We start from the raw sequence: 16,211 nt of genomic DNA, 5'->3' as shown, positions 1-16,211 counted from the left end.
TTATTTAACATATTTTGCTTTTTTTTATGATTAAATTACCCAATATACGCCAAAACAAAAGCTTTATACTGCAAAATCAATGAACTTTTATCAAAAATTATTAACGAGTTTTATATCAAAAACATTTCATATACAACATATTAGTAACAAAATACTAATATAAGTTACACGAATAAGGGAAATAAAAGTTAGTTATATTATATATATTTTGATTTAAGAAAAATAATAAATAAATAATATTTAAATCAGGGTATAAACACCTAGAATTTAAAAGACATTTACCCTTATTATCCGATTGACCCAAAGCAGTTATTCAGATTATCTCATAAATATTAAACCTTCTAAAAATAACTTACTAATAAATATAATAAGTACGGTTTTCCGTAAAGAGTCAGATGATTATTTACGGAAAGTTCGATTCTGGTGGAAATCTTATTGGATTCTATTATTGAGAAGGATAAATTAGAGAAGTCGCAAGCGGTGACGATGAAAAAGAGATTGGAGGAGTTGAATAAGGTTAGAGGGAAATAAACTCATTAATTTTGATTTTAGTCATTCAATAAGTTTTTAGAAAAATATTCTATATTACTATTTAATAATAACCTTAAAACAGAATATATATCTACGTATTATGTATCTCATAATTTATTTTTCTAAAATTATAAAATACAAGTAGTCTAATATCAAATTAGTAAGCAGGAAAAAATAGAGAACACAAAAAACAAAGTAATAAAATTCTTACAACTATAACGTTGTATTATGTTTATAACCTCTAAATTTAACGATGTAATATATATATTATAACATTTTGTGTGTTTTGTCGATATTATACTGCTACTTAACGAAAACCTAAAATAAAAACTCTTAAAACAGATTAAAAATCTGTATATTAGGAAACTAACTAATCAATCATAGCCTTTTAAATAGGTTTAATCTATTTAAGGTTTAAAGAACAAACATGAATAAGGGTATACGAACTAATAAAAGATTTAGCAATGACAGTTACGTTAAAAAACGAACGGTATAACGTAACATTAAATATAAAATAAAAAGCCGTTCTCCAAAAGAGAACGGCTTTTTTAAGCTCTTTAAAATACTGAAAAAACAATATCTCTTATTGAGGTATTTAGGTGGTCCGCAGGGATTCGAAAAAAAAGAGTTTCTCACGAGGAGAAACTCAATTAATTTAAAACACCTATATACTTATGAAAAAGTTTCGTTTTTTCAGAAGTGATGTTTGTAAACTGGTCAAACGACCAGTATGCTTCATTGCATTTGCGTTAGTGGTTTATTTTTCAAACTCAAAACCTGATGTTGGATTAATAGAATCAATTTTTGATACTATTACTCAGACTACAGTTCTTAGAGAGTTTTTAATAAAAACCCTACAACGCTGACCCTTGATTGGCTATCTTTAGTCAAATGCTGTAAAAGGACGATTTGCCGATCGTCCTTTTCTTTCCTCTAATCTCTAAAAAAAAGAGGACGACAAAGATAAGCCAAAAAGCACTACAAAGCAAACATTTTCAGATGTTTCTGCTATAAAATTAAAGAATATTATAGTTCTATTAGTAGAAGAAATATAAAGTTCCTAACAAAGATTTTAACAAAATTTACTTCTAAAAGCATCTTGACAAAACCATCTGCTATTATATATACGATTAATATCACACAAAAGATCGCCAAAAACTATTAAACACTGATTTTGAGTAGTTTATATGCTTAAAAATCTATACTCTCGCTCTTCTAATATCCCTCATTAAATATTCTTACTTAGAATATTTTTTCAAACAGTTACTCTTAGTCTTATATAAAACCAAATAAATACTTTCGACATTAGCCCAGTACACCTTTTTCGCAAGGAATGCTCCTAACGGATTCCTCCTTGCCAAAAAAGCTTTGCTACTGGGCTTTTTCTGTCAGCGTATTATTCGTTAATCTTTATATAATACTATGACTAACTATGAACTTAAAAACAAATTACAAGCTATCACTAATGAAACAGAAAATACTATTGAAAAAACAATAAGAGATTAAAAAGAAGAATCGATTAGTAGGACTAGAGTAGATCATAAAAAATCAATCCCAGTAGGCTCTCCATTTTATATTTTTTGTGGCATTATTACTTGCAATTTCTATTAAAAAAGTAAGATATAGCATTAAACCTTTAGAAGGATCTGAAATTGATATGTATTCCTGATCATCCTCTGACATCTCCATGAGCAGTCCATGGTTTTTAACTAACAAACCTTTACCTAAATCTAAAATTAAATCTGGTTTTTCAGATTCATCTAAAGCAGTAATCGCCTTTTTTAATGTTTCAATACTACTACCGTCATATGTAATAATAGATGTTAGAATTCTACTAATTTTCCATTTACATATTGGCATTGTATAACTAGCTCCTTTAGAACTAGGCTGTAAGTTACGCACTGTCCGTATGTTACTTCCAATGGATTTTAAAACACTAGAGTTTAATTGAGACTTTATCTCAATGGTTGACAATACGCCTTCAGTGAAAATCAAATCATCCCCACTAGAAAAAGGTAGCCGAGGTGATTTTTTCAAAACCAATACCGCATCTTGTTGTTTTGTATAGTTTCCTTTACTATCTATAATTTGGCCAGAAACAACATGTATCAAATCTGGCAAGTGTTTTTTTAAAAAATCCTTTATAATCTGTTCTCTTACCATACCATTAGTAGCGTTGTGTTTGATTAAAGTACTAACGTTGAATTGGGAGTTAAGAACTTCCAAAGATGCCTCACAATATTTGAAGAGTAAACTTTTTTTCATTGCTCAATAATAAATAAATTCAATCAAATCCTTTAAAAAACTCTTCAAAGGTAACATCAAGCGCTTTGAGAACTTTACATATCGAACTAAAACGTATGTCTTGTCCTTTTTCATACCTCCCATATTGAGAACGTGAAATATTATTCTTAAAGGCGAATTGTTCGTAGTTCTCGTAGCCTTTTGCCTTACGTAATTCTTTAAGTCTCTTGCCAAATTTTTCAAGTTTCTCTGTTGTCTCTGTATCGTGATTTGCCATATTACAAACCTCTATGAGTTGGTGTACATATACAACCTTTTATAAAGTGTTCTTTATTAGGTGTATTTTATAAGGATTTTTTATATGTTTGCTTCATTAGTCACTTAAAATCAATACATCATGAAACAATCATTACTTGTAATTATTATTATCGCCTTTCTCTCCCTAGCCATTGACTCCTGTACATCAAAGATTGATCTTTCAAATAGTGAAGCTCTTGAGATTATTAAACAAGGCTATAAACGATATTGTGAAAAAGCGGTACACAGTTCCACATATCATAATAACAATCAACAACCACTACCTGTATTAGCTCATTTAAAGACCTCGAGAGACAAGGACTTATCACCATCAAAAAAGACCAACGGTATTATAGAGGTAAACCATCTCATATAAATTATACATGGGAACCTACCGAAGAAGCTGTTACAAAGTATAAAGGGAAAGACTTGGGTAAACGTGGTGGTAAGCTGTATAAAATGACAGAACTAGTAGTGAAAGACATAGTAGGTATATCGGTCAATCAGGAGACTAAAACTGCTATAGTACGGTTTTCATATATCACAGAAACAACACCTTTTCAGAAGATTCGATTCAGTAAACGCAGAGGCTGTGAAATCACTCAAGGTGAAGAAGAAGTAACTTTTGTCCTGTATGATACTGGGTGGAAAATACAAACAGAAACTCAATCGAAATAATCCTTTATAAATCTTAAAACAATGTAATAATGAAAAAATATCTCCTTATCCCATTTCTATTCCTTATCGCTTGCAGTGCAAATAATGACCTTGAGCAAGCACAAATAGAAAACTGGATTGTTGAAAACACCAAAGAAACACGGTTTTCAACACGACTTAAGAATAACTATGGAGCAACACATCGTGTAACGATGGAAAATATTCGTGTCAGCGATATTGGATTACTCAATATCGTAGATGAAACAACTCGCAATATAGCCGCAGAAGTAAGGTATCAGGAAGACTACTATAACGGTGATTGGTCAAAGAAAAATGATAGACAAGTTATTTGTGTCTTTATATTTAAAAAGAGTACTGATGACAAATGGTATATATCATATATTCAAGGCAACAATGATTATACATTTAGCAAGTGGGTAAATCACATTTTCAAAAAGAATAAAAGAAAGCCTATAAAATAACAGTAGTATCCTTTTATCCCTAAATAGGAATGATGAATGTCCTTTAATCGCGAATGTCCTAAGTCGCCTTGCGAGGCTTTTAAGACATTCGATCAAAGACTAACCTAAGTCGTCATACTTTTAGGACAGTCTTTGAGCCAGATTGCAAGTTCCATTGGTACTCACTTCGTTTGTACAATAGAACTTGCATCTGGTTGAGGATGTCTCCTCAAACTCCTCACAACCCGCCACAAAAAAAGAGAACGTTACTAGCGTTCTCTTCCTCTTGATCTGTTACGTTCCAATTTCTTGCGAAGCTTTGAAAGTGATGCAGATCGTTCTTTAAATTTATCTCTTAATAGTAATAGATCGGGGTCAATTCCTAAACTTCGTTTAAGTCTAAACTTGCGTTTTCCATAATACACTCCACATAATTTTCCATTGCGATCATAGGTGTGTATTCCTTGTTTTGTTAATTCCTCTTTAAAAGCATCTTGTGATCTGCTTTTTTCAAATGCCTGTTCAACTTTGAGAAATAATCTATCTTTTTCAGAAAGCTGTTGGGTTCGTTTTTTATATTGTGCTTCTTTCTCATTGTAGGAACGGACTAATCTTTTTTTTTAAGTCCGTGACGTACAATACTGTCGGATAATTCTGGATATTTCTGTTCTTGATATCGTTGTACTTCCCTCTTAATAGTGGCTAACTTTGATTTTGATATCCTCGCACTTTTATAATCTAAAGTACTAATTCCTGAAAAAATAAGGTGTGCATGATAATTTCTATTCTTCTCAAAATGTACCGCCCCCACACAAAGTTGATTTTGAGAACGTAGCTTAATATATCTATTAACTAAGTCTTTTATCTTATGTCGATCTAGATGCTTTGTGGATGCTGGCGAAAATGAGACCACCTCATGATAACTAACCACTGATCTATTAGCGTACTTGGATTTTCGTTTGGATTCTAAATCTCGGTATTGTTTGATCCATTTGTCTTTATCATAGGTTCTAACACCTGCTTTAAAAACAAGTGACTTTTGATCTCTATCTAATAGTGGCTTTCGTTTATCAAACACATAGCGTATTAAAAGCTTTGCTGAATCCTTTTGCGTATGTGATAGGGATTTAATGATCATTATCTATAAGGACACACATTTGATTAAATAGAGTTTCTAACTCGCTAAATGAATTATTAAGTCGAGGGTATTCATTTTCAAACTGTAACGCTTCTACAATATCAAGGCAGAGTGATAAAAGTTGTTTCATTTCTAAAAAGACATCTTCTTCATTGTTACGTATACGGGCATGCTGATCTAATTGCTTTATCGAGATTTCTTTGATATAGCTGGCTAAACGTTTTCCTTGTTCTACAGCTATTGCCTTTAATTCTGATTTATCTTCTTTAGTAAAGCTAATGGTCACATTACTGTGATCCTTAGCATATTCTTTCTTGTATTGTTTTAAATAAAGCTTTCTAAAGAGTTTACGTGCATTAGCAATAGCTTCAGGAGTACCTTTTTCAAGTATTCCCGAAGCTTTTAAATATTCCTGTACATTGGTATACGGAAATTCCATTTACGTAGTTTGCTTTTTCGTGTGATTATTACCATTAAAAACAACAACACAGGACGGAAAAGGTGCGCTCCCTTTGTGTTCTCCATTAAGCAAAAAGCACAAGCGTCCTTTAACAAAACGAATTTCATCAGCATCATTATAAATCCAATCATGGAACCAACGTGTGCTTGTCCTTGCTGGCAACAGCATTACTATGGTTGTTCCTTTTTGTGCTTCTTGATTGGCTTTTCTTACCCAATGGACGATATCCCTTCCATAAGGGGGATTTACAAATACGGTCTCTCCGCTCCAATCTTGAATGAGACCGTCATCTTCGGGAGTGTAATACTTCTTGCATTTTGCTGTTTCTTTGACACAGCAAGGGTCTAGAGTGAAATTGAATTCCTCTTCCAGTTTATCAAATAACCATTGTGGTGTTTCCCATGTTGTGTGATTACTACTAAATAATACTTTATGCATGTTTCTACATAAGCGTTTGTGTTTAATTATTAATTATCGTTCAATATCTTGACCATTGCCCTTTCCTTGTTGTACTTCCTGTAACTCCGCTTCTCTACCAGAGCGTCTTTCCACTATTGTTTCCAAATCTTTGTCACGATCCTTCTTCTTTGAAAGTTCAACAAGTTTCTTGCGAGATTTTTCTAACATTGCCATTCTCGCCTTATGCAAGGTCGAAAGCTCTTTCAGGAGTTCTTCTTTGGTAGTGATATGATTGAAGTTCTCAATTTTTAAACTCTCATAGGCATTGGTATACGGATTCAGGGTAGTTAATTTACCATCCTTGAAATGGTAGTCAGTAAACTCCTGAACTATCTTTTTGATTACTTTTTCTCGCAAAACAGTATGATGCTGAGTGTATTCAAAAAATTGATTGATTGAATTAAATCCGTATTCGCCACGGATAACATAGGCTACATTTTTTGTTGAAATTTTTGGCCTCATCTTGTAGATAAGCATTGATTATACATTTTTAATTAATTCGTCTATGGGTAAAAGTGCCGGCATCTCCTGAATAATCGATGAAATATCAGGCACTGGTATTTCCGACCATTTCCGCATTTTTTTATCTTCATAGTAGGCACGTACCTTTTTCAGTTTGATCGGTGGTTCACTGCCAGAGATAAGAATAGCTCCACCTTGATACATTACTTCTTCAGCAGTTAGCACCTCACGTGCTGCTTTCTTGTCATTTTCCATATAGGTATACTTGCCTAGTGACTGACTGATTTCTTTTGCTGTCTCAAGGTTTTGATTACCGAGATAGAGCACCGATCCTGTATTCATTTTTAAGGTTTGCGCCCCTTCCCTACCAAGTAAGTCCTGGCACTGACTAAAACTCTGATATCCCCAAATTCCGTAGGATTTATACTTACGTATTTGGCTTGATATAAAAGGAATGAAGTTCTTGTCACTAGTCTTTAATGATGAGGCTTCGTCAATCAGAAAAGCAATGACATTACTTCCCTGCTCTGGTATGCCTGCTTCGGTAATATGAGTAAACCACTCTTTCAAGAAGAGTGAGTTTAATACCTTGAGGTATGATTGACTCATAATTTCGTTCTGAATAAAAAGGATTTTACGCTCGTCTGAACGGTACGAATGCATATCAAGTGTCGTTGTTGCTGTAGTTTTGGTAATATGCTCATCTAACCACGGATTAAGCACCGAAAGCGTGCTTGAGAGAACACTTTGAAGAAATTTATCATCGTTATTCAAAAAGGATTTAAAATCTTGAAATAGGCTATCATCACAATACTTTGCAATCAATTTATTCATTTTCTCATTATCTGCTTGAAGCGTCAATACCAGAAAACGAACGTTGTACATATTAATACACTCCTGTATACCTATTAGTTGCAATAGTCTAATATTCATAGCCAATAGATTACTACTTAAGTTATTCCAGATAGGATCTTTTGGAGCTGAATCAGAACTCAAAGCAACAAGCTCACTCGCAAAGCGATGAATACGATGCTGTGGGAGATTTTCGATTGGATTCCACGTTATCGTGGATTTACTCGCATCTGAAAAATTAATGATATCCTCTTCATATTCAAGCTCATCACAGAGATACGGCATAGAGCGATCTCGAAGCTCTCCTGTTGGGTCTAAACAGATAAAATTAGTAGGATACATTTTTGCTGCACCTAGTAAATTTTGTAAAAATATCTTACTTGATTTCCCACCTCCTGTTTTTGAAATAAGTAACAAACCTCCATTGAGTGATTGTTTAAGCGACACATACTTATCGCCAATACGAAGTCCGTTGTGTTTGTGTTTACGTTTAAGAACTTTTCGAGCGCTACCTAATCTACCTTTATAATCGTTCTTGTTTCCTACTAATTGAGCAAGCAAGCTGTCTAGGACAGCTCCACTTGCTTCTAAAAAATCATAAAAACTCATGATATGAATTCAGCGTTATTTATCTAATAATTTTTTAAAGACGGTATTAAATGCCGTCAGGATAAGTTCTGCTCCTTTGCTTACGCAGTAGAACACGATAAGGAATATTTTTACAAAGAATCCAAGTATCGTCATAAGTGTTTTCATAGCACTACCAAAGCTTGTGTTATATTCCCCGAAAATGAAAGAGAAATACCAAGTTCAGAGAACACCATCATATAACAACTTCGTAGAGCATTAAAACGCCTATTATCCTTAATATCTGACGGCATATAAATTATATGAACAGATACATCAATAAGCTTGTCTGTCATATCAGCTTTGCTCAAATAACGTTGTACAATTGACTCTGGTGTATGATACAAAGCAAGTACATCTTCACTACGATAAAATGATAACCAACTTGGGTCGTTTTCCATCAAATTGCTATACACCACAAGAATCTTATCCCCTGCATCAGGGAGCGAATTAAGGTATTGTATCTCCTGTAGTATCGGAACAAAAATTGCCGAGTGCGAAACTAGCACAAGGGTGTCTTTCGGCGTTAATACTTCCGCAATATCCTTCTTAAATGTTCGCACGGTTTTAGTATTTTCTACTTCATTCCCTAATAGTCCTGTAACAGGTTTTTTAAATACTACTTGCTCAACAATATGCATATCTACATCAGAAATCTCGCTATACCTTAATACAACATTCCTATCCATATTTTCAAGATGCATTGCCCCAGTAATCTCATCAGCATTTACATCTGCTAAGAGCGGATCAGTCACATCACGTAAAACCGAATACACATCGGTTCGCGTCTCTTCTGTTTTACAAGAAAACAGCAGTACACAAAGTAACCCTATAAGCGCTCTATTCATCTTCTAGCTCAGCTTCATTAAAATCCTGTAATGCCTCGTCTTGGAAGTACAGCGTCAGTGGTGGAAGGATATTCATACTCTCAAAGCATTTTGGAATAGCACTATCACTACGATGATGAAGATTGATCTGTACATAGTGTTGGTAGGAATCTTTATAGAGTGCATCAATACGGCGCTCCGTATCCGCAGCATTTGACATTAAAGTCTTGCGAGCAATAAGCGTTTCTTTTAAAGACTTTTCCATATCTGTATGCTGTCCTTCCAAATCTTGTTGCTGTTTCGTTAAAGAAGCAATATCACGCTTGGCTTCTTTCCATTGGCTGTATTGTTCTACTTCTGATTTCTCTGGCAAGTAGAAATATTTTAAAAGTATTGCGCAGATATAAAAAAATAATTGAATTGCCATAAATTGTAAGGGTGACAAATCATATCCTGATTGTGATGGTTCTGCCATCTCGTTTAAAAATAGAAGCCTGAAATATCCAAGGGTATAGAAAACTCCGCCAATGACCAGTAATATAGCTGAGAGTATTCCTATAAATTGCATTTTACTCTTTGTAAGTTTTAAAAGCTTGCCGCCAATGGTGGCACTGTAATATAAGGCTACAGCAAAAGTGACACCAATCACAAAACTTAAGAGAAGGTTCGACATAAATATCTGGAAACTACTGCTAGCAAATATGGCTTCAGAACAGCTCAATAATACAATGCCTACAAGCGCCTTATTATAGGTTGTCATTTTCTCCTTACACGATTTAAGGTTTTCAATAGCACGATTTTTAATACGTAGTTCATTATTTACTCCTTTCAATTTCTCTTGTAATCGGCTCTCTAGTTTCTTAAACTCGCTAATGTCCTTCTGCGCATAATATGCCTCGTGGTTACGCTGTGCGTGTGTTTTAAAGTCTACAATCAAACGATTAAAACGTGTGGTTAAAAACTCAAAGTGAATGGGGCTTTGCGTTTCAAGAGCTGGAAGATTTTTGGTGGCATCATTCTTTGCTCTGTCTGTGGTCATAGGTAAAATCTCTTGCGTATGTATACGGTTGAGTTCTTTGATGAAATCATCATCATGGGTTCGGATCACTTGAATAAGTGTATCCTGTTGTTGTTTTTTCATCGGTATGAAAAAGCGTTGATTAATAAAAAAAGGAAAGCACCCCAAGAAATTTGAGGTGCTGAAAATTCTAGCTATTTGCTACTAAATAATTATATCGCTTCTCTGCCTGTTGATAGGTAGTAGCGTAATGGGTCTGATTTGTACGACCATCAAAAACAACATACATATTAGTCTTGTTGTTTTTGTCTCGATTGTCGTGTAAGAATCTGATCTTTCTATCACTTTTTAGGATAGTCATATTCATGATTCTGTTATAAGTCATCTGTTCAAGGTTTTTATGAAAAGCACCTTGAGGTTTCTGTGTTCTCTTTTTATGTTTCATAATAAAGAGGAGCGTTAGGTTATACAAGTATTGAAAAACAGAAACACATTTATTAGATAAATAAGTGTGCCTCCATTAATTGGTAAGTTTTTCAAATAATTCAACGTAATCTGTTTCATTGTTTATGTTTTATAATTACGAATACTGTATTTCAATAAAAGTGCAAATCTTGTTTTAAAATGATTTATAGTTATTTAGCCAAACTTTTAGGAGAATTATGTTCAACTCTTTTAGGCTAAAAAAATAACAATTGACAAAAGTTAGGCTAAATTTTAACCTAACTTTTGTCAATTGTTATTTTCATATTTCTTGTAGATTATCATAAAAACAGAGAATCTACAAGCGAAAATGAATCCCTAATTAAAATATAAACCTATATTTTATACATAAAAAAGGGTCCAACTGTAAAAGTTGAACCCCTTAAAATTTCTGTTGTATATATTTTAGATGCTATCTATAATTTTTCTCTGATAGATTTAATTCAATTGATTTTTATTTCTCTTTATTAAACAAAAAACTTTTAGAATCTGGACATCTTAGATATTTTTTTGAGAATTGATGATGACAAATTTGATACTCCAAAAACTCCCACCTATTTCTAAGAAATGAAGTGTGATAAGAAAGTAGTAATAATTTATTTATGATTTCAAATCTCACTCTTATTTGTTGAGATAATTTACTTCTATTATAAAAACCACCTTTCATATTAATTATTTTATGAATATCTGGGTTTAATTTTTCTTGTTTTTGGCAACTCGCTTTTATTCCTAATTCTAATCCGTCCAAAAACTTGATTGTGCTTTCAATTTTTTTCTTCCCGAATCTTCTTTCTAATTTCAAATACGCATCATTTCCAACTTTATAAAGTTCATCAATGCGATCTTTTTCTTTATAATCAACATGTCGTCTATTTAATAAAAATTCTAAATCATCAATCATAGATTCTTTATCATCTAAACGCTCTTTTTTATAAGTTCGATGATGATTCTCCCTTAACTTAATTTCAAAAGATTCAAATTCTCCTTTCCTTGATTTAAATCCAGAAACAGCTAAATATTCTGGATACCAATTGAAATCTTCGATTCGATTAACAATTTTTAAAATACTTTTAGCCGAGTCTCTTTTTTCTTGTAAATCAAAGTCTAGAATAATTAATCTAGGTTTTGAATTTATATTTTTTGGATGAGCTAAATTATCTAATATACTATGGACCGATTCTGCTTTTGTACAAGCTACCACATATTTAATCTCTGGATATTTATACTTTTGAGTATAAAGTTCTATAAAATAAAAGTATTTAATAATACAAATAATATCATCCTCAATAATTAGAATATCTGCCCTAAGAGGTTGTTTTCGTTCTTCTATATTCTTAAAATGTTTAATTAAATGTGGAAATCTTTTTTCAATTTCCACTGCAAAATAAGGATCCATTTCACAGTAAGCTTCAAATCCTTGTCTCACTTTTTCAATATCATAATCTGTCGATACAACTTCAAATCCCAAAATCTCCTTTTTGTCCATATCAAAAAATTAATCAATTAAATAATAGAAATTAAAATAGACGCCTTCCTCTTTTTTTGAAAACAAATCAAAGTATCGTCCTTTGTTATTTTCGGGTAAAGAAGCTTTCAATAACTCTAAAAGAGTATTTAAAAAATATAAACCTAGTCCCGTAGAGGTTTTGCTTTGAACGGGTCGTTTTCCCGCTTGATCAATTAAAATAGGACTATTTATATAAGTTTTTTTACTTAGCACCGAAATTTTCAAAACAGGTTTTTCATCAATACTAACCTCTGACAATTCTATAAACACCTGCCTTTCTTCATATAAAATCTTTTCTCTTTGGTATTCTTTTATTGCATTTTTGATTAACTGATCTAAAAAATAACCTAATACTTCAGGAAGTAACAAAGTTCTTTTTGTTAATAATCCCTTATTTATTTTATATGAAACTTTTAAATCATTATCGTATTGATTAGTTTTACTTAAGATAATTTTCTCTAGTTTAGAAATTTCAATTTGCTCAAATACATAATTAGAATAAGCATATTCACTAAAAATACTTAAAACACTTCTTGATTGATCAATAACACCATTGATGTAGTCTTTAGCTATCAATATAGTGTTTCTTGCCTTTTGTGAAAGGAGTTTATCATGTACTAGAATGTTATTTAAAAGAGAAGGAGCTCGATTTTTCATATCAACTAACAAAGAGTGAAAAACATTAAGCTCCGATTCTTTTTTATTTTTAATGTAAAAATTCCTTCGTTGATTTACAATTGGAAATAATGCCTGGAAACCAACTATATGATTATGATCTATTTGTGGAACAGTATATAAATCAATGTAAATACCTCCATCATTTTTAAACTCACCGAAAGGAGTGAAGTTAGTTAAAATCCCGTCTGGTCGATTTGATTTAAGAGCATACGTTTCTTCTTTAGAATCATTAATAACTCTACTAATCTCAAAATATTTCCACTTTATATTTTTGGCTTCTGTATATTTCTTTTTTAACAATAATTTTGTAGCTTTAAGATACTCATCAATAACATCTATGTCCACAATCATTAGTTGAATAATATTTTCTATAGATCTATTTCCTTTATAAAAACTATAAAAACTATTATTTTCTTTAAAATTTTTTTTAAAGAAAATTTTAAGTTTTTCATTAACCTGGTCTGCTTCTATTCTTGGATTATCTATTTCATATCGTCCTATAAAGGCCATGTGAATTAAATTTTCAAAATAATACTGTTTTTGATCAAACCTTGTCATACCTAACTGTTTAATTGTTTAACTCCAAATAATCTTTCTATTCTTTTTAAAAGTAGATTTATAAAAAAGCCTAAAAACCCTAATAATAAAAGAACTGCGTAAAAAACTGGGGTTTGAAAATTAATTTCTGCATCCCTAGCTAAAGCTCCTAACGCTAAACCATTTTTAGGGGTTAATACCATTTCTGTAACTACAGAAATAATCAAAGCGAAAGAGAATGTCACTCTAGCTCCTAAAAATATACTAGGAAGCATTTCAATAGCTTTTGCCATTATGATTTTTGTAGGTTTTACAGAATATACCTTCAGAATCTCTATACTTTGATTCGAAATATATTCAACACCTTTTGAAACAGTAAGAATCATTATCGGTAAGCATCCAAAAACTATAGTCCATACATATGCAGAATCTTCATAATTAAAAGAAACTAACATTAATGGAAATGCCAAAATAGGAGGAATCGCTCTGAAAAATTCAAGTGTAATCTCAAAGCTTCTCATAAGGTATTTAACAAAACCAAATAGAAGTCCTAATATTGTTCCAATAAGTAATGATATACCCCACCCTATTAAGGAGATTTTAATAGTATAGCTTGCATGCAAAAAAATCCTTCCGCTAACTGGGGTCGAAGAATCAAAACTTTTCTTTATAACATCTAGAGTTTCCATTGGACTCGCCAATAACGTATTATCAATCCAATCAAAAGAGCTAGAAAGATACCATAGTATCAAAACAAGTATTAAACCATTTAACCAAATGATGTTTTTTCTATTTATCATCATATCTTAATTAAATAATTTTTCTAATGTCTGCCTCAAAGAATTCTCCTTATTAGTAAATTCTCGATCATTTACATAATGATTATTATAAATTTCAACTTGATGAATCGATGTATCTTCTAAAGATGAATAAGGCTTATTAGGAATAAATAAAACTTTATCACAAATTGACAATAAATCATCTAAATTATGAATTGATATAATAGCTATAGTTCCTTGTTGCTTTATTTTTTTCCTAAACATTGATCGCATTCTTCCTGCTGTTTTTACATCAAGTGCAGAAAAGGGCTCGTCACCTATTAAGATATCTGGATTATTTATAAACGCTCTTACTATGGCCGCTTGTTGTAGCATTCCACCACTACAGTCTAATGGGTTTATTCGAAAGTCATATTCAATTTCAAAATCATTCCATAGGTTTTTTATTTTCTCATCGGTATTATCTTTCTTAAGATAATCTATATTCTTTTTAACACTCAACCAGGAAAAAAAAGAATTTTCTATTTGCTGTGGAATGTAAGATATTTTACCCTTTTCAATATTTCTGTTATTTAAATATTTAATGCAGCCTTTAGAAGGTTTGTTTAACCTTATTAAGGTTCTTAAAAGCGATGTTTTACCAGACCCATTAGGTCCAAAAATGCCAATAATTTCACCTTCTTTGAATTTAAGAGATAGGTTATCACAAATTATTAATTCCTTTCCCTCTTTTTTTTTGTACTTAATTTGAAGGTTTTCTATAAGCAATATTTTCATAACCTATTCTACTAAACCTTTCAGTGATAATGATTCTGGAATAATACCAATGCTTAAGTATTTTTCAGCAATATTTTCAAATAAAATCTCATCACTTTCAGTTGTGTTCCAGTATAAGGCATCTGGATATTTTTTTATGTGCTCTTTAAAAGTATCAGACAAATAGTTTCTCATATGTTCTTTAGCCCTCTGTGGATTGTTGTTTACAAAATTCACAGCTTCATCTAAAGCAAGAACTAATTTTTTATATATGTCTTTATTCTCATTAGCCCATTTTTTACTGACATTAAAGCTTCCAAAAACAAATGGATCATTTATATATTTTGAGGACTCTACTTCATTAGAAAGAAGTTCTCCAATCCCTAATTCAATAATAGAAGTAGCAGCTGGATCGTTTGTGAATAAAGCATCGACGGCACCGTTCTTTAATGCCTGTCCTTGCTGTGCAGGAGCTATTTGTTGTATTACAACATCTTTTTCTGGATCAAGACCATTTTTCTTTAAAATTTCTGTAATCCAAGCCTTATAAGCTATTGTCGGCAAAATCCCTATTCTCTTTCCTTTTAAGTCATTTACTGTAGTTATTTTCGAATCCTTGTTTTCTTCTTTATAACGAAGAAGATAACTAATTCTATGGTCTTCATCTTCTATCATTGCTGTGATAAAATATAATTTTTTACCGCTTCTTAACATCCCATTATAAGTAATAGGTAATGCTGTATATCCTCCTATATCTATGTTCCCAGCAATCAATGCTTGCATTAATGGTTGAGCAGTATCATACATCTTTAAATTTGCATTAATTCCTTGTTTCTCAAAAAACCCCTCTTCTTGAGCTACAAATACAGGTAAACTTATTCGAAGTCTACTATAACCAATATCTATATTATGGATTGTTTCCTTATTAGGAATTGACAACTCTTGTTTATTATATAATTTAAAAATGAAAAACACTCCTATAAATAGAAAAAGGATTACACTTATTTTAATGATTTTTTTTGCATTCATAATTTTTTCTGATTAAATATTTGACAATACCCTATTATTAAAAGTATATCTATAGTATACATTACTTATCTTAAGTTTTCAATTCTAGGAACGTTCAAAGCCTTAAGTTTTACATTACCTAGAGAATTGTATTCCTTTTGAATAATCACTCTTTACCAAAAATGACAAAACCCACATGAATATTAATGTCTGGTTGGAATCCAATACCAAAAAAACCTATTGATCCTGGTATTAGTTTATCGGAATATTCATGATTGATATATTTATATCCATCTCTTGCCTCTAGATTAATTATAGCTTGTAATGCTTTGGGGACATCTTCTGATTGATCGAATTGGATAACTTTATATTTCATTTAATGATTTTTATAACAACTAAAAGAACTAGCAACCATAAACAAGTAATACTA

The 16,211-nt window shown here is 31.6% G+C and carries 20 protein-coding genes; 4 read left to right on the top strand and 16 right to left on the bottom strand.

The window, feature by feature from the left end:
- Window positions 1–1,205: 1,205 nt before the first annotated feature.
- Complete coding sequence (locus ABJD27_RS18455; protein WP_348167026.1) at window positions 1,206–1,397, top strand: hypothetical protein; 192 nt, start codon at window positions 1,206–1,208, stop codon at window positions 1,395–1,397.
- A gap of 682 nt (window positions 1,398–2,079) precedes the next feature.
- Here ABJD27_RS18455 and ABJD27_RS18450 read toward each other — a convergent pair.
- Window positions 2,080–2,796, bottom strand: coding sequence for a DUF6602 domain-containing protein (locus ABJD27_RS18450; protein ID WP_348167023.1), 717 nt, complete (start codon window positions 2,794–2,796; stop codon window positions 2,080–2,082).
- A 19-nt stretch (window positions 2,797–2,815) separates the two neighbouring features.
- On the bottom strand, window positions 2,816–3,052 hold the full coding sequence (locus ABJD27_RS18445) for a helix-turn-helix transcriptional regulator (RefSeq protein WP_348167020.1): 237 nt from the start codon (window positions 3,050–3,052) through the stop codon (window positions 2,816–2,818).
- A gap of 120 nt (window positions 3,053–3,172) precedes the next feature.
- On the opposite strand from ABJD27_RS18445, the gene ABJD27_RS18440 reads away from it, so the two are divergent.
- From ABJD27_RS18440 to ABJD27_RS18430, 3 genes are all read left to right on the top strand, one after another.
- Window positions 3,173–3,448 (top strand): hypothetical protein, encoded by a 276-nt coding sequence (locus tag ABJD27_RS18440; protein ID WP_348167017.1) that lies wholly within the window; start codon window positions 3,173–3,175, stop codon window positions 3,446–3,448.
- 83 nt (window positions 3,449–3,531) lie between these two features.
- Complete coding sequence (locus ABJD27_RS18435; protein WP_348167014.1) at window positions 3,532–3,750, top strand: hypothetical protein; 219 nt, start codon at window positions 3,532–3,534, stop codon at window positions 3,748–3,750.
- A gap of 29 nt (window positions 3,751–3,779) precedes the next feature.
- Entirely contained in the window at window positions 3,780–4,211 is a 432-nt protein-coding gene (locus ABJD27_RS18430; protein WP_348167011.1) for a hypothetical protein, read from the top strand.
- Between the two features lie 586 nt (window positions 4,212–4,797).
- Here ABJD27_RS18430 and ABJD27_RS18425 read toward each other — a convergent pair.
- From ABJD27_RS18425 to ABJD27_RS18360, 14 genes are all read right to left on the bottom strand, one after another.
- Entirely contained in the window at window positions 4,798–5,328 is a 531-nt protein-coding gene (locus tag ABJD27_RS18425) for a hypothetical protein (RefSeq protein ID WP_348167005.1), read from the bottom strand.
- Window positions 5,318–5,767, bottom strand: a complete 450-nt coding sequence (locus ABJD27_RS18420) for a hypothetical protein (protein ID WP_348167002.1) — start codon at window positions 5,765–5,767, stop codon at window positions 5,318–5,320. The genes ABJD27_RS18425 and ABJD27_RS18420 overlap by 11 nt, the downstream gene beginning before the upstream one ends.
- Entirely contained in the window at window positions 5,768–6,226 is a 459-nt protein-coding gene (locus tag ABJD27_RS18415; RefSeq protein ID WP_348166999.1) for a phage N-6-adenine-methyltransferase, read from the bottom strand.
- A gap of 33 nt (window positions 6,227–6,259) precedes the next feature.
- Window positions 6,260–6,709, bottom strand: a complete 450-nt coding sequence (locus tag ABJD27_RS18410) for a hypothetical protein (protein WP_348166996.1) — start codon at window positions 6,707–6,709, stop codon at window positions 6,260–6,262.
- Between the two features lie 18 nt (window positions 6,710–6,727).
- Entirely contained in the window at window positions 6,728–8,170 is a 1,443-nt protein-coding gene (locus ABJD27_RS18405) for a type IV secretory system conjugative DNA transfer family protein (protein WP_348166993.1), read from the bottom strand.
- A gap of 143 nt (window positions 8,171–8,313) precedes the next feature.
- Entirely contained in the window at window positions 8,314–9,036 is a 723-nt protein-coding gene (locus ABJD27_RS18400) for a hypothetical protein (protein WP_348166990.1), read from the bottom strand.
- Window positions 9,029–10,156 (bottom strand): hypothetical protein, encoded by a 1,128-nt coding sequence (locus ABJD27_RS18395; RefSeq protein ID WP_348166987.1) that lies wholly within the window; start codon window positions 10,154–10,156, stop codon window positions 9,029–9,031. Before ABJD27_RS18395 ends, ABJD27_RS18400 begins: the two co-directional genes overlap by 8 nt.
- Before the next feature lie 67 nt (window positions 10,157–10,223).
- Entirely contained in the window at window positions 10,224–10,478 is a 255-nt protein-coding gene (locus ABJD27_RS18390) for a hypothetical protein (RefSeq protein ID WP_348166985.1), read from the bottom strand.
- A gap of 492 nt (window positions 10,479–10,970) precedes the next feature.
- Window positions 10,971–12,002, bottom strand: a complete 1,032-nt coding sequence (locus ABJD27_RS18385) for a hypothetical protein (RefSeq protein WP_348166982.1) — start codon at window positions 12,000–12,002, stop codon at window positions 10,971–10,973.
- 9 nt (window positions 12,003–12,011) lie between these two features.
- Window positions 12,012–13,259, bottom strand: coding sequence for a hypothetical protein (locus tag ABJD27_RS18380; RefSeq protein ID WP_348166979.1), 1,248 nt, complete (start codon window positions 13,257–13,259; stop codon window positions 12,012–12,014).
- Between the two features lie 2 nt (window positions 13,260–13,261).
- A complete protein-coding gene (locus tag ABJD27_RS18375; RefSeq protein WP_348166976.1) occupies window positions 13,262–14,041 on the bottom strand; it encodes a hypothetical protein in 780 nt (259 codons plus the stop codon).
- A gap of 3 nt (window positions 14,042–14,044) precedes the next feature.
- Entirely contained in the window at window positions 14,045–14,794 is a 750-nt protein-coding gene (locus tag ABJD27_RS18370) for an ABC transporter ATP-binding protein (protein ID WP_348166973.1), read from the bottom strand.
- A gap of 3 nt (window positions 14,795–14,797) precedes the next feature.
- A complete protein-coding gene (locus tag ABJD27_RS18365) occupies window positions 14,798–15,802 on the bottom strand; it encodes an ABC transporter substrate-binding protein (protein ID WP_348166970.1) in 1,005 nt (334 codons plus the stop codon).
- A gap of 145 nt (window positions 15,803–15,947) precedes the next feature.
- Entirely contained in the window at window positions 15,948–16,157 is a 210-nt protein-coding gene (locus ABJD27_RS18360) for a hypothetical protein (RefSeq protein ID WP_348166967.1), read from the bottom strand.
- Window positions 16,158–16,211: the final 54 nt, after the last annotated feature.

Origin of the sequence: Dokdonia sp., assembly GCF_039945015.1 — a bacterium.
In the GTDB taxonomy this organism is placed as follows: Bacteria; Bacteroidota; Bacteroidia; order Flavobacteriales; family Flavobacteriaceae; genus Dokdonia.
Note: the sequence above shows the minus strand (reverse complement) of the source record. Positions and strands in the feature narration are given on the sequence as shown.